Annotated in this window: 14 protein-coding genes and 1 tRNA gene; 8 read left to right on the plus strand and 7 right to left on the minus strand. The window is 72.6% G+C overall.

Annotated elements, in window-relative coordinates:
- The first annotated feature begins 244 nt into the window (after positions 1-244).
- Positions 245-2,269: a M3 family metallopeptidase gene (locus ABZ449_RS29545; protein ID WP_360352229.1), complete on the plus strand. Its 2,025-nt coding sequence runs from the start codon at positions 245-247 to the stop codon at positions 2,267-2,269.
- Between the two features lie 45 nt (positions 2,270-2,314).
- On the opposite strand, the gene ABZ449_RS29550 is transcribed toward ABZ449_RS29545, so the two are convergent.
- Positions 2,315-3,784: a cellulase family glycosylhydrolase gene (locus ABZ449_RS29550; RefSeq protein ID WP_360352232.1), complete on the minus strand. Its 1,470-nt coding sequence runs from the start codon at positions 3,782-3,784 to the stop codon at positions 2,315-2,317.
- 152 nt (positions 3,785-3,936) lie between these two features.
- Positions 3,937-4,560, minus strand: coding sequence for a TetR family transcriptional regulator (locus ABZ449_RS29555; protein WP_360352235.1), 624 nt, complete (start codon positions 4,558-4,560; stop codon positions 3,937-3,939).
- Positions 4,561-4,694: 134 nt separating this feature from the next.
- Between ABZ449_RS29555 and ABZ449_RS29560 the strand changes: the two genes are divergently transcribed.
- The gene (locus ABZ449_RS29560) at positions 4,695-5,921 is read left to right on the plus strand and encodes an acyl-CoA dehydrogenase family protein (protein WP_360352237.1); all 1,227 of its coding nucleotides are present in this window, start codon (positions 4,695-4,697) and stop codon (positions 5,919-5,921) included.
- Positions 5,922-6,030: 109 nt separating this feature from the next.
- Here the strand turns inward: ABZ449_RS29560 and ABZ449_RS29565 are convergent, their stop codons facing one another.
- From ABZ449_RS29565 to ABZ449_RS29575, 3 genes are all read right to left on the minus strand, one after another.
- Positions 6,031-6,639: a phosphatase PAP2 family protein gene (locus ABZ449_RS29565; RefSeq protein WP_360352240.1), complete on the minus strand. Its 609-nt coding sequence runs from the start codon at positions 6,637-6,639 to the stop codon at positions 6,031-6,033.
- Between the two features lie 98 nt (positions 6,640-6,737).
- Positions 6,738-7,547, minus strand: coding sequence for an enoyl-CoA hydratase/isomerase family protein (locus ABZ449_RS29570; RefSeq protein ID WP_360352243.1), 810 nt, complete (start codon positions 7,545-7,547; stop codon positions 6,738-6,740).
- A 35-nt stretch (positions 7,548-7,582) separates the two neighbouring features.
- Complete coding sequence (locus ABZ449_RS29575; protein WP_360352245.1) at positions 7,583-8,272, minus strand: TetR family transcriptional regulator; 690 nt, start codon at positions 8,270-8,272, stop codon at positions 7,583-7,585.
- Positions 8,273-8,424: 152 nt separating this feature from the next.
- Here ABZ449_RS29575 and ABZ449_RS29580 point away from each other — a divergent pair, with 152 nt between their 5' ends.
- Entirely contained in the window at positions 8,425-10,014 is a 1,590-nt protein-coding gene (locus ABZ449_RS29580; RefSeq protein WP_360352248.1) for an MFS transporter, read from the plus strand.
- A gap of 90 nt (positions 10,015-10,104) precedes the next feature.
- Here the strand turns inward: ABZ449_RS29580 and ABZ449_RS29585 are convergent, their stop codons facing one another.
- Positions 10,105-10,659, minus strand: a complete 555-nt coding sequence (locus ABZ449_RS29585) for a GNAT family protein (protein WP_360352251.1) — start codon at positions 10,657-10,659, stop codon at positions 10,105-10,107.
- Positions 10,660-10,734: 75 nt separating this feature from the next.
- On the opposite strand from ABZ449_RS29585, the gene ABZ449_RS29590 reads away from it, so the two are divergent.
- Positions 10,735-11,343: a TetR family transcriptional regulator C-terminal domain-containing protein gene (locus ABZ449_RS29590; RefSeq protein WP_360352254.1), complete on the plus strand. Its 609-nt coding sequence runs from the start codon at positions 10,735-10,737 to the stop codon at positions 11,341-11,343.
- Positions 11,344-11,596: 253 nt separating this feature from the next.
- Here ABZ449_RS29590 and ABZ449_RS29595 read toward each other — a convergent pair.
- Positions 11,597-11,672: transfer RNA gene (locus ABZ449_RS29595), tRNA-Arg, on the minus strand.
- Between the two features lie 657 nt (positions 11,673-12,329).
- On the opposite strand from ABZ449_RS29595, the gene ABZ449_RS29600 reads away from it, so the two are divergent.
- The 4 genes from ABZ449_RS29600 (at position 12,330) to ABZ449_RS29615 (ending at position 17,306) form a co-directional block, all read left to right on the plus strand.
- On the plus strand, positions 12,330-12,950 hold the full coding sequence (locus ABZ449_RS29600) for a single-stranded DNA-binding protein (RefSeq protein ID WP_360352257.1): 621 nt from the start codon (positions 12,330-12,332) through the stop codon (positions 12,948-12,950).
- Positions 12,951-13,305: 355 nt separating this feature from the next.
- The gene (locus ABZ449_RS29605; protein WP_360352259.1) at positions 13,306-14,745 is read left to right on the plus strand and encodes a Cys-Gln thioester bond-forming surface protein; all 1,440 of its coding nucleotides are present in this window, start codon (positions 13,306-13,308) and stop codon (positions 14,743-14,745) included.
- Positions 14,746-15,055: 310 nt separating this feature from the next.
- Positions 15,056-16,720: an energy-dependent translational throttle protein EttA gene (gene ettA / locus ABZ449_RS29610; RefSeq protein WP_360352262.1), complete on the plus strand. Its 1,665-nt coding sequence runs from the start codon at positions 15,056-15,058 to the stop codon at positions 16,718-16,720.
- A 142-nt stretch (positions 16,721-16,862) separates the two neighbouring features.
- Positions 16,863-17,306: a thioesterase family protein gene (locus ABZ449_RS29615; protein WP_360352264.1), complete on the plus strand. Its 444-nt coding sequence runs from the start codon at positions 16,863-16,865 to the stop codon at positions 17,304-17,306.
- Positions 17,307-17,318 lie beyond the last annotated feature (12 nt).

Here is a 17,318-nt window from a genome sequence, read left to right on the forward strand (position 1 = left end):
GCTCCTCTCCGGCGCGCGGTCGGGCGTGCGGGGGCGGGTACGGGGGTGCGGGCCCGCGGGCGGGCGCGCGGCGGCCCGCGACCGACGGGTCCGCGGCGTCGACGTTAACGGGTGGGTACGACAAAGGGGCGCAGGCGGGCGCGGCGGCGGCCGGCGGCACGGGTCCCGGAGGGTGTCCGCTGCGGGTCCGCCGCGGCGGTAAAGCACGTGGGCGGGGCGGGTGACACGGCGTAGGGTTCGCGGAATGACCGAGAACCCGTTCTTCCAGGCCAGTGCGCTGGTCTACGAACTCCCGCCGTTCGCCGAGATCCGCGAGGAGCACTACCTGCCCGCGTACGAGCGGGGGATGGCCGAGCAGCTGGCCGAGATCGCGGCGATCACGGCCGACCGGACCCTGCCGACGTTCGAGAACACCGTGGTGGCCCTGGAGCGCTCCGGGGAACTGCTGCGCCGGGTCGACGCGGTGTTCCGCCACGTGTCCTCCACGGACACCACCGACGCGCTGGACGAGGTGGAGGCGAAGGTCAGCCCGCTGCTCGCGGCCCACCACGACGCGATCCACCTGGACCTCGCGCTGTTCGCCCGGATCGAGGCGCTGTACGAGGACCGCGCGGGGTCGGGCCTGGACCCGGAGTCGCTGCGGCTGCTGGAGCGCCGGTACACCGCCTTCGTGCGCTCCGGCGCCCGGCTGGGCGAGGCCGAGCAGGCCCGGCTGCGCGAGCTGAACGCCGAACTCGCCGCGCTCGGCACCACCTTCCAGCAGAACGTGAACGCCGACACCCGCTCGGCCGCCCTGGTCCTGGACTCCGCCGAGGACCTGGCCGGGCTCTCCGAGGGGGCGATCGCCGCCGCCGCGGAGAACGCCCGGGTGCTGGGCCACGACGGCGCGTACGTGCTGAGCCTGAAGAACACCTCCGCCCAGCCCGAGCTGGCCCAGCTCACCGACCGCTCGGTGCGCGAGCGGCTGCTGGCCGCCTCGCTCGGCCGGGGCGTCGCGGACAACGGCCCGGTGGCCATCCGGATGGCCACGCTGCGCGCCGAGCGGGCCGCGCTGCTGGGGCACCCGAGCCACGCCTCGTACGTGGTGGCGGACGAGACGGCCGGCACCGTCGAGGCGGTCTCCGCGCTGCTGGCCCGGCTGGTGGAGCCGGCGGTGGCGAACGCCCGCCGGGAGGCCGCCGAACTGGCCCGGATGGCCGCCGCGGACGGGATCGCGGAGATCGCCGCGCACGACTGGGCGTACTACTCGGAGAAGGTCCGGCAGAGTTCCTACCGGGTGGACGCGGCGGCGCTGCGCCCCTACCTGGAGCTGGAGCGGGTGCTGGAGGACGGCGTGTTCCACGCCGCGAAGCTGGCGTACGGGCTGAGCTTCACCGAGCGGCCCGACCTGACGGCGCACCACCCGGACGCGCGGGTCTACGAGGTGTTCGAGGAGGACGGCACCGCGCTCGGCCTCTTCGTCGCCGACTTCTTCGCCCGCGCCTCCAAGCGCGGCGGCGCCTGGATGGACTCGATGGTCCCGCAGTCCGGGCTGACCGGGCACCGGGCGGTGGTGCAGAACACCCTCAACATCCCGCACCCGGCCCCCGGTGAGCCGGCGCTGATGGACTGGGACGAGGTGCGCACGCTCTTCCACGAGTTCGGGCACGCGCTGCACGGGCTGTTCTCGGACGTGCGCTACCCGCTGTTCTCGGGCACCTCGGTGCCCCGGGACTTCGTGGAGTTCCCCTCGCAGGTCAACGAGATGTGGATGGTCCGGCCGGAGGTGCTGGCCAACTACGCCCGCCACCACGAGACCGGGGAGCCGCTGCCGGCCGAGCTGGTCGAGCGGATGACGGCGGCCGAGGGCTTCGGGCAGGGCTTCCGGACGGTCGAGTACCTGGCGGCCACGCTGCTGGACTGGGCCTGGCACACCGTGCGGCAGGGCGAGGAGATCGCGGACGCCGAGGAGTTCGAGACCCGGGCGCTCGCGGCGGCCGGGATCGCGGTGGACGCGATCCCGCCGCGCTACCGGACGGCGTACTTCCAGCACGTCTTCGCCAGCGGCTACAGCGCGGCGTACTACGCGTACATCTGGTCGGAGGTGCTGGACGCCGACACCGTGCAGTGGTTCGGGAACAACGGGCGGCCGGTGCGGGAGAGCGGCGAGCTGTTCCGGCGGGAGCTGCTGGCGCGCGGGTTCAGCCGGGACCCGCTGGAGTCCTTCCGCGCGGTGGTCGGCCGGGCGCCGGAGACCGGGCCGTTGCTGGCCCGCCGGGGACTGGCGTGACCGTCCCGCCCCTCGTGCCCGTTCCGCTCGTCCGGCGCGTTCCGCTCAGCGGGCGGTGAGCGTGACCGTCACGGTCGTGCCCGGGCGGGCGTGCGGGAGCCGGATGCGTACGGTTCCCGCACGCCCGCCCGTCGGCTGGTCGACCTCGACCCGGGCGCCGGCCGGGGCGACGGCCACCCGGGCGCCGTGCGGGAACGCGGCCGGGGGCAGCAGGAGTTCGCTGCCGCGCCCGGTGCCGTCGGTGCGCCAGCTCACGGTGGCGCCGTCGGCGCGGACGTCGGTGCGCACGTCGGTTCCCGCGACGGCCACCGGGTACGGGCCGAAGGCGGGCTCCGAGCCGGGGGCGGGGCGTCCGGCCGGGTCGAGCGCGCAGTAGCCGCCGGTGCCCCGGCACCAGTACCACATCGTCCAGCCCTCGGCGAAGCCGTCCATTGCGGCGACCTGACGGCGGACCAGCTCGGCGTTGCCGGGGGTGCGGGAGTTCGGCGGGCCCCACTCGCCGACCAGGACGGGCAGCCGCCGGGCGGCCGGGTAGGCGGTGATCGCGGCGGTGTACTGCTCGACGAAGCCGCCGGCCGGGTCCCAGTCGGCGCCGCCCTCGACCGCGGTGTCGTAGAAGTGCGGTGCGTAGCCGAGCCGGGGCGCGCCGGGGCGCGGGTCGGCGAAACCGGGCAGTTGGGTGGGCACGCCCTGGCCGACCAGCACGGTGGGCTCCACGAACAGCCAGGAGCGGGAGTCGACCCGGCGCACGGCCGCGATCAGGCGGCGGTACATGTCGGCGAGCCGGCCCTGCTCCAGGGCGGCGGAGGCGGCGGCCAGTACGGTCGGGTCGCTCGGGTCGCCGTCCACCGGGCCGAACGGCTCGTTGAACAGGTCGTAACCCACCAGCGAGCTGTGGCCGCGCAGTTCGCGGGCGAACCGGGTGTAGAAGTCGGCCTGCCAGGCGCGCAGGTCGGGGTCGTCGTAGAGGTGCCGGAAGGCGGCCTGGACGGCGGGCTGGAAGTAGCCGGCGAACCAGTCGTCCGGGTCCGGGGTGAACGGCAGGTCGTCGTCCCGGGTGGCCCAGACCGGGACGCCGTTGGTGCCGCCGCCGAACTTCGGCCCGTAGACGTCCTGGTGGAAGTCGATCAGGACCAGCAGGCCCAGCCGGTCGGCCCGGTCCAGGAGGCGCTGGATCCGGTGCAGTTCGGCGGGGTCGAGACGGCCGCGCTCCGGCTCCAGCCGTGTCCAGGAGACCGGCAGCCGGACCAGGGTGAAGCCCTGGGCGGCGACGGAGTCGAGGTCGGCGGGGGTGGCCTCGGCGTACTTGTCGAGGTTGAAGCCGCGCAGCCGCAGGCGGCGGCCCTGGGCGTCGGTGAGGGCGGTCCGGCCGTCGGCGGCGGTGGCCGTGCCGGTGGGGAAACGGTCCGGGCCGGGGGAGCGGTCCGCCCGCCAGGCGTCGGCCGAGGCCGGGACGGCGGTGAGGACGGCGGTGGCGGCGAGCAGCAGGGCGACGGCGGTGCGGCGCAGGCGCATCGGGGACCTCGCACGGCAGGGGTGGGGGTGGGGCCCGATGATGCCCGGACTGCCGTGTACGGCACAAGAGTTCCGACGGCGGACGGTTCGATGAAGGACGGTCCGGGGCGGCGCGCGGCCCGGGTCGAGGGGCGGTCCGGGTGGTGGGCGCCTCAGTCGGCGGACGGCTCGGGCGCGGTCGGCAGGACGGCGGTCGGCAGGTCCGCGGCGGCGGCCAGCCGGCCCCAGAGCAGGTCCGCCAGCGCCTGCACCATCCGGGTGCGGGAGCAGGGTCTGGTCTCCAGCCACCAGTCCCCGGCGGCCAGCACCATGCCGGTGATGCCCCGGCCCCAGGCCTCGGCGAGCAGGTCGCGGTCGGCACCGAGGTCGACCTGGCTCTGCACGGCCCGGGTGATCTCCTCGGCGATCTGCTTGAGCGCCGGGGCGAGCGCGTTGCCCGCGCCGCTCGGGTCGCCCTGCTCGGGGTGGGTGAGCAGCCGGTAGACCTGGGGGCGGGCCTCGATTCCGGCGAGGTAGGTGTCCAGGACGTGCTCGACCCGGTCGCGGCGTTCCAGCGGCTCGGCGAGGGCGGCCCGGACGGCGGCCAGCAGTCCGCCGGTGTGGCGCTCGGTCAGCGCCCTGATCAGGCCGTTCCGGTCGCCGAAGTGGCGGTAGAGGATCGGCTTGGTGATGCCGGCCTCGGCGGCGATGGCGTTCATGCTGGCGCCCGGCCCCTCGCGCTGGATGACCCGGTCGGCGGCGTTGAGCAGCTGCTCGCGGCGGGGCTCTCGGGACATGCGCTGCTCCTCGGGATCGGGTTCGGCGGGGTCTGCGTGGGCGTTGACACCGGTTACCAATCAGTAGCAGACTCCGACGATGTTACCCGAGGTAACACCCCGGTCGGCCGCACACGTCTTCGGAGGCAAGCCCCATGAGCAGCACGTTCTCGCTGGACCCGGGCGCGGACCAGCTCGCCGTACGCGACTGGCTGCACGGCTTCGCCGCCGACGTGATGCGCCCGGCCGCGGCCGAGTGGGACGAGCGCGAGGAGACCCCCTGGCCGGTCATCCAGGAGGCCGCCAAACTGGGCATCTACTCGCTGGACTTCTACGCCCAGCAGTACTTCGACCCCTCCGGCGTCGGCATCCCGATCGCCATGGAGGAGCTGTTCTGGGGCGACGCCGGCATCGGGCTGTCCATCGTCGGCACCACCCTGGCCGCCGTCGCGGTGCTGGCCAACGGCACCGACGAGCAGATCGGCACCTGGACCCCGCAGATGTTCGGCACCCCGGAGGACGTCAAGGTGGCGGCCTTCTGCTCCTCCGAGCCCGACGCCGGCTCCGACGTCTCGGCGCTGCGCACCCGGGCGGTGTACGACGAGGCCAAGGACGAGTGGGTCCTGAACGGCACCAAGACCTGGGCCACCAACGGCGGGATAGCCGCCGTCCACGTGGTGGTCGCCACCGTCGACCCGGAGCTCGGCGCGAAGGGCCAGGCCTCCTTCGTCGTCCCGCCGGGCACCCCGGGTCTGAGCCAGGGCCAGAAGTTCAAGAAGCACGGCATCCGCGCCTCGCACACCGCCGAGGTCGTGCTGGACGGCGTCCGGGTGCCCGGCAGCTGCCTGCTCGGGGGCAAGGAGAAGCTGGACGAGCGACTGGCCCGGGCCCGCGAGGGCGGCAGGCGCCCGGGCGGCAGGGGCAATGCGGCGATGGCCACCTTCGAGGCCTCCCGCCCGGCCGTCGGCGCGCAGGCGATCGGCATCGCCCGGGCCGCGTACGAGGTGGCGCTGGACTACGCCGGGACCCGTGAGCAGTTCGGCCGCCCGATCATCGACAACCAGGGCGTGGCCTTCCAGCTCGCCGACATGAGGACCCGGATCGACGCGGCCCGGCTGCTGGTGTGGCGGGCCTCCTGGATGGCGGTCAACAACCGGCCGTTCACCGCCGCCGAGGGCTCGATGTCCAAGCTGTACGCCGGTGAGACCGCCAAGTACGTGACCGCGCAGGCGATGCAGATCCTCGGCGGCAACGGTTTCACCCGGGAGTACCCGGTGGAGCGGATGCACCGGGACAGCGCGATCTACTCGATCTTCGAGGGGACCAGCGAGATCCAGCGGCTGGTGATCGCCCGGGCGATCTCGGGGGTGCCGATCCGCTGACTCGCCGGGCCGGCGAAACCCGCCGGGACGACGGGAGCCGGCGGGACGACGGGAGCCGGCGGGACGACGGGAGTCGCCGGGACGACGGGAGCCTGCGGGCGAGTGAGGATCAGCGGGCCAGCCAGAAGGTGAGCCCGGCGGTGAGCGCGCCCACCGCCGCGCCGACGATCGTCTGCGCGGCGGTGTGGTCCCGCAGCACCACCCGGGACCAGCCGATCAGCGGAACCAGCGGCGCGAGCAGCAGCCAGAGCGGGCCGAGCGCGATGGCGAGACAGACCACCGCGCCGGTGGCCACGGCGGTGTGCACGGAGACCTTCCACCAGGCGGTGATCACCAGGATCGGGACCAGCGAGGCGAACATCGCCAGCACCAGCGCGGTCAGGTCGGCCGGGGCGTCCAGTCCGATCATCACCGCGAAGCTGAGCAGCACCGAACCCATGATGAGCGGGATGACGGTCAGCCGGCGCTGCCGGTGGCCGACGTGACGGTCCGCCACGGTGCCCTTGCGCATGCCGTACCGGATGATCAGGGTCGGGACGACGGCGGCGAACAGGATGGCGAACAGTGCCCACCCGATGCCCGGCAGGCCGTAGCGGAGGCCGCCCAGCACCGGGAGCAGCACGACGATCACGTTCTTCGGCTCCAGGCCGTCGGTGATCCGGCGGGCCCGGACCGTCCGGCTGGTGGGGGCGGGCGCGGCCTCGGCCTCGGTCGTCATCGGGGTGGGTGCTCCGGGGGCGTGAAGGGGCGGGCGGCGTCCGGTCGGTGGTGCTGGTCGGACGGCGTCCGGTCGGACGATCGTACGGGTTCGGGTGCTCAGAACCGGGCGGGGCGGCCCTCCAGGAAGGCCGTCAGGCCCTCGCGGACGTCCGAGCCCTCCAGGGAGCGGAGCAGCCAGGGGGCCAGGACCTCGTCCGCCCGCTCGGGCGGGGCGTCCAGGACGGCCTTGGCCGCGCCGATGGTGTGGGTCGAGCGGCGGGTCAGCAGCCGGGCGAAGTCCAGGGCGGCGGCGTCCAGTTCGGCGTCCGGCAGGACGCGTTCGGCGAGGCCCAGCGGCAGTGCGTCCCGGCCGGTCACCAACTCGCCGGAGAACAGCAGGTACTTGGCCCGGGCCGGGCCGATCAGCCGGGCCAGCCGTACGGTCGGCACCGCGGAGTAGACCACGCCGAGCTTGGCCGGGGTGATCCCGAGCCGGGCGTCCTCGGCGACGAACCGCAGGTCGCAGGCGACGGCGAGCTGGCAGCCGCCGCCGACGCAGGCGCCGTGCACCACGGCGAGGGTCGGGTGCGGGAAGGCCGCCAGTGCCTCCTCGGCGGCGACGTTGGTCGCGTGGTAGGCCTCCGCGCGGTCCGGATCGCCGTACGTCTCGGAGAGTTCGGCGATGTCCGCGCCCGCGCTGAAGGTGTTGGCGGCGCCGGTGAGCAGCAGGACGCGCACGCCCTCCTGGCCGGCCAGTTGCTCCAGCACCTTGGGCAGCGCCTGCCAGATCGCCAGGGTCACCGCGTTGCGGCGGTGCGGACGGGCGAACTCCAGGACGGCGACGCCGTCCTCGCCGACGTACGCGTTGAGGCCGTCGGCCTGGGCGGGCAGGATTGAGCGGTCCCGCGTGAGCAGTGGCTGGTCCATGCGCACCTCCGGTCGGTCGTGGTGCGCCAACTCTCTCAGGTGGCGCGGGTGCAGTAGTCGCCGAGGCCGTGTTCGAGCAGGGCGAAGGCGCGGCGGGCCTCCTCCAGTGCGGCGGGCAGGGCGTCGACGGCGCGCTCGCCGGCGAGTACCCGCCGGTGGTTGGCGGTGATCAGCGCGACCCGGACGGCCAGCACCTGGGCGGTGGCGACCCGGGCGGTCAGTTCGTCCCGGGCCGGGTCCTGGGCGAGCAGTTCGGTGCAGAGCGCGGCGCTCGCCAGCAGGTCGAAGCCGTGGGTGGCGCGTGCGGTCAGCGCCGGGGTGCGGTGGATCAGCCGGACCACGTCGAGCACGATCCGGTCGTCGTTCAGCCCGGAGGCCGGGTCGTGGCGCTCCAGCGCGGCGAGGAACTGTTCGCGCAGCGCCGTCACCGCCGAGGTGCCCGGGGCGCGGTCGCGCACCGCCCGGGCGGGCTCGTCGAGGTGCTGCTCCATCGGCGCCATGACCAGGTCTTCCTTGGTGGAGAAGTAGTTGAAGACGGTCATCTTGGACACCTCGGCGGCGGCGGCGATCTCCGCGACCGAGACCTGGTCGAAGCCGCGCTCGGTGAACAGCGCGATGGCCGTGCGGAAGATCCGCATGCCCGTCTGGAACTTCTTGCGCTCGCGCAGCGGGAGCGCGTCCAGGTCGACGTCGGGGCCGAGGTCCTGTGCGGGTCGCATCGCCATGGGGGGACTGTACCAGGCTCAAATGTTGACCAGGCAGAAAGATTGGTCGAGATGAAGAATTGACCGGGTATAAAAATGCTGCCATGGTGAGGACGCGCCGCCGGCCGCCCCGGCCCCGACGCGAACTCAACCGACCCTGGGGGGACTTGACCATGGCCACCGCCGTACCCGCACCGCCCGACGCCACCGGGCTGATGACACCCGCCCGACGCAAGGCGGGCATGTTCCTCTGCCTGATCACGATCGTGCTGGCCGTGCTCGACATGAACATCGTCTCGGCGGCCACCGTGCCGATCGTCCGCGACCTCGACCCCGTCCACGGCGTCGACCGGCTGCCCTGGCTGATCAGCGCCTTCGCTCTCGCCGCCACCGCACTGCTGCCGCTCTACGGCAGGCTGTGCGACGCCTACGGCGCCAAGCGCGTGCTCCTCGGGGCGGTCGCCACCTTCACGCTCGGCTCGGCGCTGTGCGGGGCGGCGCAGTCGATGGGCGAGCTGATCGCCTTCCGGGCCGTCCAGGGCATCGGCGGCGGCGGGCTGATGAGCGTCACCATGGTCGTCATCGCCCAGTTCAAGGAGCCGGGTGGGGGCACCAACGCCAAGGGCAGCGCCATGGGCGGGATCGTCGCGGGGCTGGGCATGTCGATCGGCCCACTGGTCGGCGGGCTGCTCGCCGACCACGTGAGCTGGCGCTGGATCTTCTACGTCAACCTGCCGCTCTGCCTGGTGGTGCTGGTCGGTGTGGCCCTGGTGATCAGGCTGCCGAGGGCGACGGGCCGCGGCGGTCTGGACTTCCTCGGCTCCGCCCTGGCCGCCGCGTTCGCGGTCGGACTGCTGCTGGTCACCGAGTGGGGAGGCAAGGACCACGCCTGGACCTCCCCGGTGATCCTCGGGCTGGCGGCCGGCACGCTCACCGCGTTCGGCCTCTTCCTGTGGCGCCAGGCCGTGGCCGCCGCGCCGGTGCTGCCGCTGTCGCTGTTCCGGATTCCGGTGGTGCGGCTGGGCTTCGCGATCCAGGGCCTGGTCGGGATGGCCATGATCGGCGCGATCGTCCAGGTGATGCTCTACCTCCAGCTCGCCCGGGGCGTCGCCCCGACCACCGCCAGCCTCTACCTGATCCCGATGGCCGCCGGGATGACGGCCTCCGGCCTGGTCGTCGGCCGGCTGCTCGCCCGGGGCCACTCGCTGGGGATCTTCCTGCTGGCCGGCGCGGGCTGCGCGGCGCTCGCCCTGCTGCTGCTCGGCCTGAGCGGGCCGACCACCCCGCTGCCCGCGGTGATGGCCGAACTCGCCCTGTTGGGCTGCGGCTTGGGTCAGCTGATCGGCCAGCTGATCGTGGTGGTGCAGCAGGCGGCGCCGGCGCACCAGCTGGGCGTGGCGACCACCGGCATCCGGTTCTTCCAGAACCTCGGCAACGCGCTGGGCGCGGCGGTCTTCGGCACCGTGCTGGCCAGGGTCTTCGCGGACGGTGAGCAGGGGCGGCCGCTGGGCGCCGTCCGGACGCTCACCGGGGGCGCGCGCGAGCACGCCGTGCGCAGCTTCACCGACGCCGTGGACGTGGTGTTCCTGTCGGGCGGCGGGGTGTTGGTGCTGGTGGCGCTGCTGGTGTGGCGGCTGCGGGTGGTCGGCGGCGCGGCCCTGGACGGCGACGCCGGGCCGGCTGTTGCCCCGGGGGCGGCCTCGGGCGTGGCCCCGGGGGCGGCCTCTGGTGTGGGTGAGGTGGTCGGGGCCCGGGCGGTCTGAGCGGGGGTCGAGCCGGGGGCGAGCGGCGGTCGAGCGGCGGGGCCCGGTGGACGGAGGTGTCCACCGGGCCCCGCCGTGTGCGCGGGCGGCTCAGCCCTGGGAGGCGGCCGTCCACTCGGCGGCCAGGATGGACCAGATCTCCTTGTCGTAGCGGACCCCGTTGTACGGGTACCACTCGCGCAGCACGCCGTCGCGGGTCATGCCGAGCCGCTCGGCGACGGCCCGGCTGCGGACGTTGACGGAGGAGCACCACCACTCGGCGCGGTGCATGCCGCGGGTGACGAAGGCGTAGTCGAGCAGCTGCTTGACGGCGGCGGTGATCAGCCCGTGGCCCTCGCCGGCCGGTTCCGTCCAGGCGCCGATCTCGCAGACGCCGGACTTGGCGTCGAAGCTCACGAACATCACTCCGCCGACCAGCGTGCCGTCCAGCCAGATGCCGTAGATCCGCTTCTGGTCGGCGGCCTGGCCGTCGGCGTACCGCTGGAGGGTGGCGCGGGCCGAGTCCAGGTCGACCGAGAAGGTGGCCCAGGGGATCCACGGGTCGGTGTGGGCGCGGGCGCGGTCGAGGTGGGTCAGGAACTCGGCGGCCTGCCAGGGCTCCAGCGGGCGCAGTTCGGCGTTCTCGGTGAGCGGTACGGCAAACACGGGCGGCCTTTCGGGGGTGGTGCTGAGGTTGGCTGAACCATTCATAACAAACGTTTGGTATGTACGATAGCCCCCATGACACCGGCCCGTGGAGACCATGACGCCCGACGCTCGGAAGTCTCCGAGGGGGTGTGGCGCGTGCTCTCCACCCGAGGCTTCGAAGGGCTGACCCTGCGCGCGGTGGCCGCCGAACTGGGTGCCTCCACCGGGATGCTGACGCACTACTTCCCGAACAAGCGGGCGCTGCTCAGCCATGCGCTGGAGGAGCTGGACCGGCGTTCGCTGGCCAGGCCGCGGCGCACCGCCCCGGCCGACGGCGGGCCGCCGCCGGCCGGGCTGGCCCGGGTGCGGGCGTCGCTCCTGGACGTGCTGCCGCTGGACGGCGAGGCCGCGGCCGACAACCGGATCTGGGTCGGCTCCTGGGACCACGCCCTGGCCGACCCGGAGCTGGCGGCCGCGCACGCGGGGCGCTACGCGCGCTCGCGCACGGCGCTCACGGCGCACGTCGCGGAAGCCCAGCGACTGGGGGAGCTCCCGGCGCAGGCCGACCCGGCGGCGCTCGCGGCGGGGGCGCAGGCCTTCGTGCTGGGGCTGGTGGTGCAGGCGCTGTTCGCCCCGGAGGAGTTCCCGGCGCAGCGGCAGACGGAACTGCTGGACGCCTATCTGGTCGGACTGGCGGGGTAGCCGGGGTCAGGGCGGGGGTGGGCGCGGCCGAGGCGGGTCCGGCCGCTCCCGCGGGTGCGGGACGGGGAATTCGCCGGGAATTCCGGTTGTTCCGATTGACCCCGTTATTGACCGTGTTTCACGGCGTCATGACACGCATCGTCACGCGTTGTGCGCGAAGCGTGCGCGGGGCGGTCGGCGTAGGGGATTACGGCGCGATCCGGAGTGAACACGGAAAGTGTCCGCCGGAGTGGTGGCCTGCGGAATTGCCGGGTGGTGCCCCCAGCAGGATTCGAACCTGCGACCTACCGCTTAGAAGGCGGGTGCTCTATCCGCTGAGCTATGGGGGCGGGACGGGCGGCGCCCTCGTGGGCACGACCGTGACCGGGATCGGGCTGGCGGGCGCCGGGGCGCACGCTGTCCGGCCCCGTACCTGAGGGTGGGGTGGGGTTGGTGGGCCCTCGCCCTGTCGGGGACAGGATAAGGGTGGCCGGTTCCCAGGCCGGGTGTGACGACACCGCCGTTGGTGTGTCGGTTCGGTGGAGCGGTCCGATAATCGCAGGTGAAGGCCGTGAGTGCAGCGGTCTGGGAGTGTTCCGCGCCGGACGTTGTGCAGTCGTTACGGGGCTGCCTCCTCACCCGTTATGGATTCGGCACGGAGAATGTGCCGCCGACGGCGCGGGTGGGGGGTCTTTATCGCGGTTGCGCCGGTCGGATGACGTGCGCGGACGACCGTCGGACCCGTTCCCGGAGCGTGTTCTCCGGAGGGCGCCGGGGCGTGCCGGCGGGGCGGCGAGCAGCGGGTTTGTTGTCATGGCCGCGAAGAATCGGGAGTCGGAGAGGCCGCGGAAGGCCGAAATTCACCCCCGCGAGTGACAACAGTTTCCACAGCCCCCGGGTTATCCACAGGATTTCGGAACTCGGTGGCCGGGATTTCCTCCGAAGTGCACGCTCGGGGCGCACCGGTCGATTCCGTACGGTGCATCGGCGAGAACGGAGGGTGTGCCGTGAACGAGACGCATGTGACGCTGATCGGCAATGTGGCGACGGAGGTGAGCTACGGCGAAACCACCGGCGGGGTGCCGATGGCCAACTTCCGGCTCGGCTGCACCGAGCGGCGGTACGACCGCCAGCGCGAGTGCTGGGTGGACGGCGAGACGCAGTGGGTGACGGTGACGGCCTGGCGGGCGCTGGCGGTCAACCTGATCGGCTCGCTGGCCAAGGGCGATCCGGTGCTGGTGAGCGGTCGGTTGCGGGTGCGGGAGTGGACGGAAGGGGAGGCGAAGCGCAGCCGGGCCGAGATCGACGCCCGATCGGTCGGGCACGATCTCACCCGTGGCACCACGGCGTTCCGGTGGGCGGCGGGGGTGCGCGGGCAGCCGCCGTTCGGGCCCGGGGCGGCCGGGGCGGAGATCGGCGGTGAGGTGGTGCCGGAGTGGATCGTCAGCGCGGTGGAGGCGCGCAGGGGTTCGGCGGTGGCACCCGGGGCAGCCCCCTCGGCAGCCCCTGCGGTGGTCGCGGCACCCGCGGCGCGGGCGCTGCCGCCCGGCGGGAGGCCGGTCGCGGGGGAGCCGGGCGAGGCGGGCGGGAAGGCCTGGGGAAGTGAGGCGCAGGACGAGCCGACCTGACCGGTCGGGTGACCTTCCCTGTCGACAAATATGTTGGTCGAGAAGGTTGTTGCGCCCGCACGCGCAATCCGACCCGATAACAGAAAACCGCCCGGGACTTTCTGCCAGGTCGTCAGCTTGTGTGGGACCTGAGGGGATTGATAACGATCCAGATACGGAATCGTCCTGATTTCGCATGGGGGTTTCGGGGCCTCCGGGGCTCAATAGGATTCGTCTGGTTCATACCCGCAGCAGTGCCACAGGGGGCACGCGCGGGACGGCAAGTCGGCGGGCTGTCCACTCGGTTCGGCCCGACCCGGAGGGATCCCAGATGTTCCAGAGGCAGGGGCGGAGTCTGTCCCGGATAACCACTGTCATGCTCACGACCAGCTTGGCGTTGGGCGGTGGCCTGTTCGCGGCCGGTGCGGCGGCCGCGGCCGACACCCCGGCTTCGGGTGTGACCGCCGAGGTCCAGAACGAGATGCTCGGCGAGAAGATCGACGTCGACGGCCGGACCGTCGACGGCGGCCTGTTCACCCTCAAGACGGACGCGGGCGAGAAGCTCCGGACGTACTGCATCGACTTCGACAACCCGGTCTACCTGGACAGCGCCGCCAAATACCACGAGGCGGACTGGGCGTCGAGCTCCCTCAACAGCAACGCCAACGCCCCCAAGATCCGCTGGATCCTGGACAACTCCTACCCGCAGGCGAGCCTGGCCTCCCTGGCCACGGCCATCCACGTGGAGAAGCTGAGCGACGAGGACGCCGCCGCCGGCACCCAGGCCGCGATCTGGAAGTTCTCGGACAACAAGACCGCCACTCCGCGCAACGAGACGGCGAAGAAGCTCCGCGACTACCTGGTCGGCGACGCCAACAAGGGCGTCGCGGCCGAGCCCAAGCCCTCGCTGACCCTCTCCCCGGACTCCGTCTCCGGGAAGTCGGGCGGCAAGCTCGGCCCGTTCCTGCTGAACTCCAGCGCGAACGAGGTCAAGCTGACCGTCACCGGCGACGCCGCGGACAAGATCAAGCTGCTGGACAAGGACAACAAGCCGGTCGGTGGCGCCCTTGCCGGCCCGATCGGCAAGGACACCCCGCTGTACCTGGACGTGCCGGCCGGCACCCCGGACGGCAAGGCCGCCATCAACGCCACCGCCGAGGCCAACGTCCTCAGCGGCCGGGTGTTCATGAGCAAGGTGGACACCAAGGGCCGCCACAGCCAGACCATGATCCTGGCCGGCTCCACCAAGGTGAACGTCGCGGCCGGTGCCAAGGCCACCTGGAAGCAGGGCAAGGGCGCGCTGATCGACAGCACCGCCAAGGAGGAGTGCGCCGCCGGCGGCGTGCGGGTGTCCGTCACCAACACCGGTGACGAGGCCGCCACCGTCACGGTCGGCAAGCAGCAGGTCGCCGTCCAGCCGGGCAAGACCGAGAGCGTGCTCGTCAAGGTCGAGGAGAAGACCCGCTACGACTTCACCGTGACGGGCCCGAACGGCTACTCCAAGCAGTTCACCGGCGTCCTGGACTGCAAGGTCGGCGTGACCCCGACCCCGGCCCCGACCACCCCGGCCACCCCGGCCGCGACCCCGTCCTCCGGCACCCCGGCCGCGACCCCGTCGGGCACCCCGAGCAACGGCGCCGGCCAGCCGGCCCCGGCGACCACCAGCGCCGCCCCCGGCACCGGTGGCCTGGCCCAGACCGGTGCCAACGACTCCACCCCGATCCTCGCCGCCGTCGCCGGTGGCCTGGTCGTGGCCGGTGGCGCCGCCGTCTTCGTCCTGCGCCGCCGCGGCCGCCACGGTCGCACCACCGCCTGAAGCGACTGAAGCGACCGAAGCGACCGAACCGCCTGAGGCACCTGAAGCGCTCGAGCGGGCCGGGAGGCACCGACCTCCCGAGTCCCTGAGCGCGGCAACCGGCCCGGCTCCCCGCACCCGCTGCGGGGAGCCGGGCCGTCGCGGTTCCCGGGAGGAGGCGCGGACGCCGGTCGTGGTGGGGCGCCGAGAGGCGGTGGGCGGCCCCGGATACCCCCGTGGGGTCACCTGGGCGATTCGGGCCTCCGGGCCGGGTGCGGCACAATGGAAGGCTGCAAGCCGAATACTCCCGACGACGCCGGAGCGATCTCACGTGGCGGAATACATCTACACGATGCGCAAGGTGCGCAAGGCTCACGGAGACAAGGTCATCCTTGACGACGTGACGCTCAGCTTCCTCCCCGGAGCGAAGATCGGCGTCGTGGGCCCCAACGGCGCCGGTAAGTCCACCGTGCTGAAGATGATGGCCGGCCTGGAGCACCCCTCCAACGGCGACGCCTTCCTCTCGCCGGGCTTCACCGTCGGCATGCTCCTCCAGGAGCCGCCGCTGGACGAGACCAAGACGGTCCTGGAGAACGTCCAGGACGGCGTCAAGGAGATCAAGGGGAAGCTCGACCGCTTCAACGAGATCGCCGAGCTGATGGCGACCGACTACTCGGACGCCCTGCTGGACGAGATGGGCAAGCTCCAGGAGGAGCTGGACCACGCCGAGGCCTGGGACCTGGACGCCCAGCTGGAGCAGGCCATGGACGCCCTGGGCTGCCCGCCCGGCGACTGGCCGGTCACCAAGCTCTCCGGCGGTGAGAAGCGCCGCGTCGCGCTCTGCAAGCTGCTGCTGGAGGCCCCCGACCTGCTGCTGCTCGACGAGCCCACCAACCACCTGGACGCCGAGTCGGTGAACTGGCTGGAGCAGCACCTGGAGAAGTACAAGGGCACCGTCGTGGCCGTCACCCACGACCGGTACTTCCTGGACAACGTGGCCGAGTGGATCCTGGAGCTCGACCGCGGCCGCGCCTACCCGTACGAGGGCAACTACTCCACCTACCTGGAGACCAAGCAGTCGCGTCTGAAGGTCGAGGGCCAGAAGGACGCGAAGCGGGCCAAGCGCCTCAAGGAGGAGCTGGAGTGGGTCCGCTCCAACGCCAAGGGCCGCCAGGCGAAGTCCAAGGCCCGTCTGGCCCGCTACGAGGAGATGGCGGCCGAGGCCGACAAGATGCGGAAGCTGGACTTCGAGGAGATCCAGATCCCGCCGGGCCCGCGTCTGGGCAGCGTCGTCATCGAGGTCGAGAACCTCAACAAGGCCTTCGGCGAGAAGGTCCTGATCGACGACCTGAGCTTCACCCTGCCGCGCAACGGCATCGTCGGCATCATCGGCCCGAACGGCGCCGGCAAGACCACCCTGTTCAAGATGCTCCAGGACCTGGAGACCCCGGACAGCGGCACGGTCAAGGTCGGCGAGACCGTCAAGATCAGCTACGTCGACCAGAGCCGCTCCAACATCGACCCGAAGAAGACCCTCTGGGAGGTCGTCTCCGACGGGCTGGACTGGATCAACGTCGGCCAGGTCGAGATGCCGTCCCGCGCCTACGTGTCGGCCTTCGGCTTCAAGGGCCCGGACCAGCAGAAGCCGGCCGGCGTGCTCTCCGGCGGTGAGCGCAACCGCCTGAACCTGGCGCTCACCCTCAAGCAGGGCGGCAACCTGCTGCTCCTCGACGAGCCCACCAACGACCTGGACGTCGAGACGCTCTCCTCGCTGGAGAACGCCCTGCTGGAGTTCCCCGGCTGCGCCGTGGTCATCTCCCACGACCGCTGGTTCCTGGACCGAGTGGCCACCCACATCCTCGCCTACGAGGGCGACAGCAAGTGGTTCTGGTTCGAGGGCAACTTCGAGTCGTACGAGAAGAACAAGATCGAGCGGCTCGGCGCCGACGCCGCCCGTCCGCACCGGGCCACCTACAAGAAGCTGACCCGGGGCTGACACCCTGCCGTCACAACGGCCCGGCAGACTGCCCTCCGGGGCGGCCTGCCGGGCCGCGGCCCGTCGCCACCGTTCGCCGCGTCACGTCCCACGCCACCGGCGGTGGACGGCGGCGGCCGACCGGACACCGAGGAGAACTGCCGTGGCTCGCCACATCTACGCCTGCCCGCTGCGCTGGTCCGACATGGACGCCTTCGGGCACGTCAACAACGTGGTCTTCCTGCGCTACCTGGAGGAGGCCCGGATCGACTTCATGTTCACCCAGGCCGCCGCGGCCGGCGCCGGGGAGTTCGCGGGCGGCTCGGTGGTGGCGCGCCACGAGATCGACTACAAGCGTCCGCTGGTGCACCGGCCCGAGCCGGTCACCATCGAGACCTGGGTGACGAAGATCGGCGGCGCCTCGCTGACCGTCTCGTACGAGATCAAGGATGTCACCGAGGACGGCCGCGACATCGTGTACGTCCGGGCGTCCACCGTGGTCGTCCCCTACGACCTGGCCGAGGGCCGGCCGCGCCGGATCTCGCCGGTGGAGCGGGAGTTCCTCGGCCGCTTCATGGACGAGGAGCCGGTCGCCGCCACCGTCTGACCCCGCCCGACG

Origin of the sequence: Kitasatospora sp. NPDC005856 (assembly GCF_040629945.1) — a bacterium.
Classification (GTDB): Bacteria; Actinomycetota; Actinomycetes; order Streptomycetales; family Streptomycetaceae; genus Kitasatospora.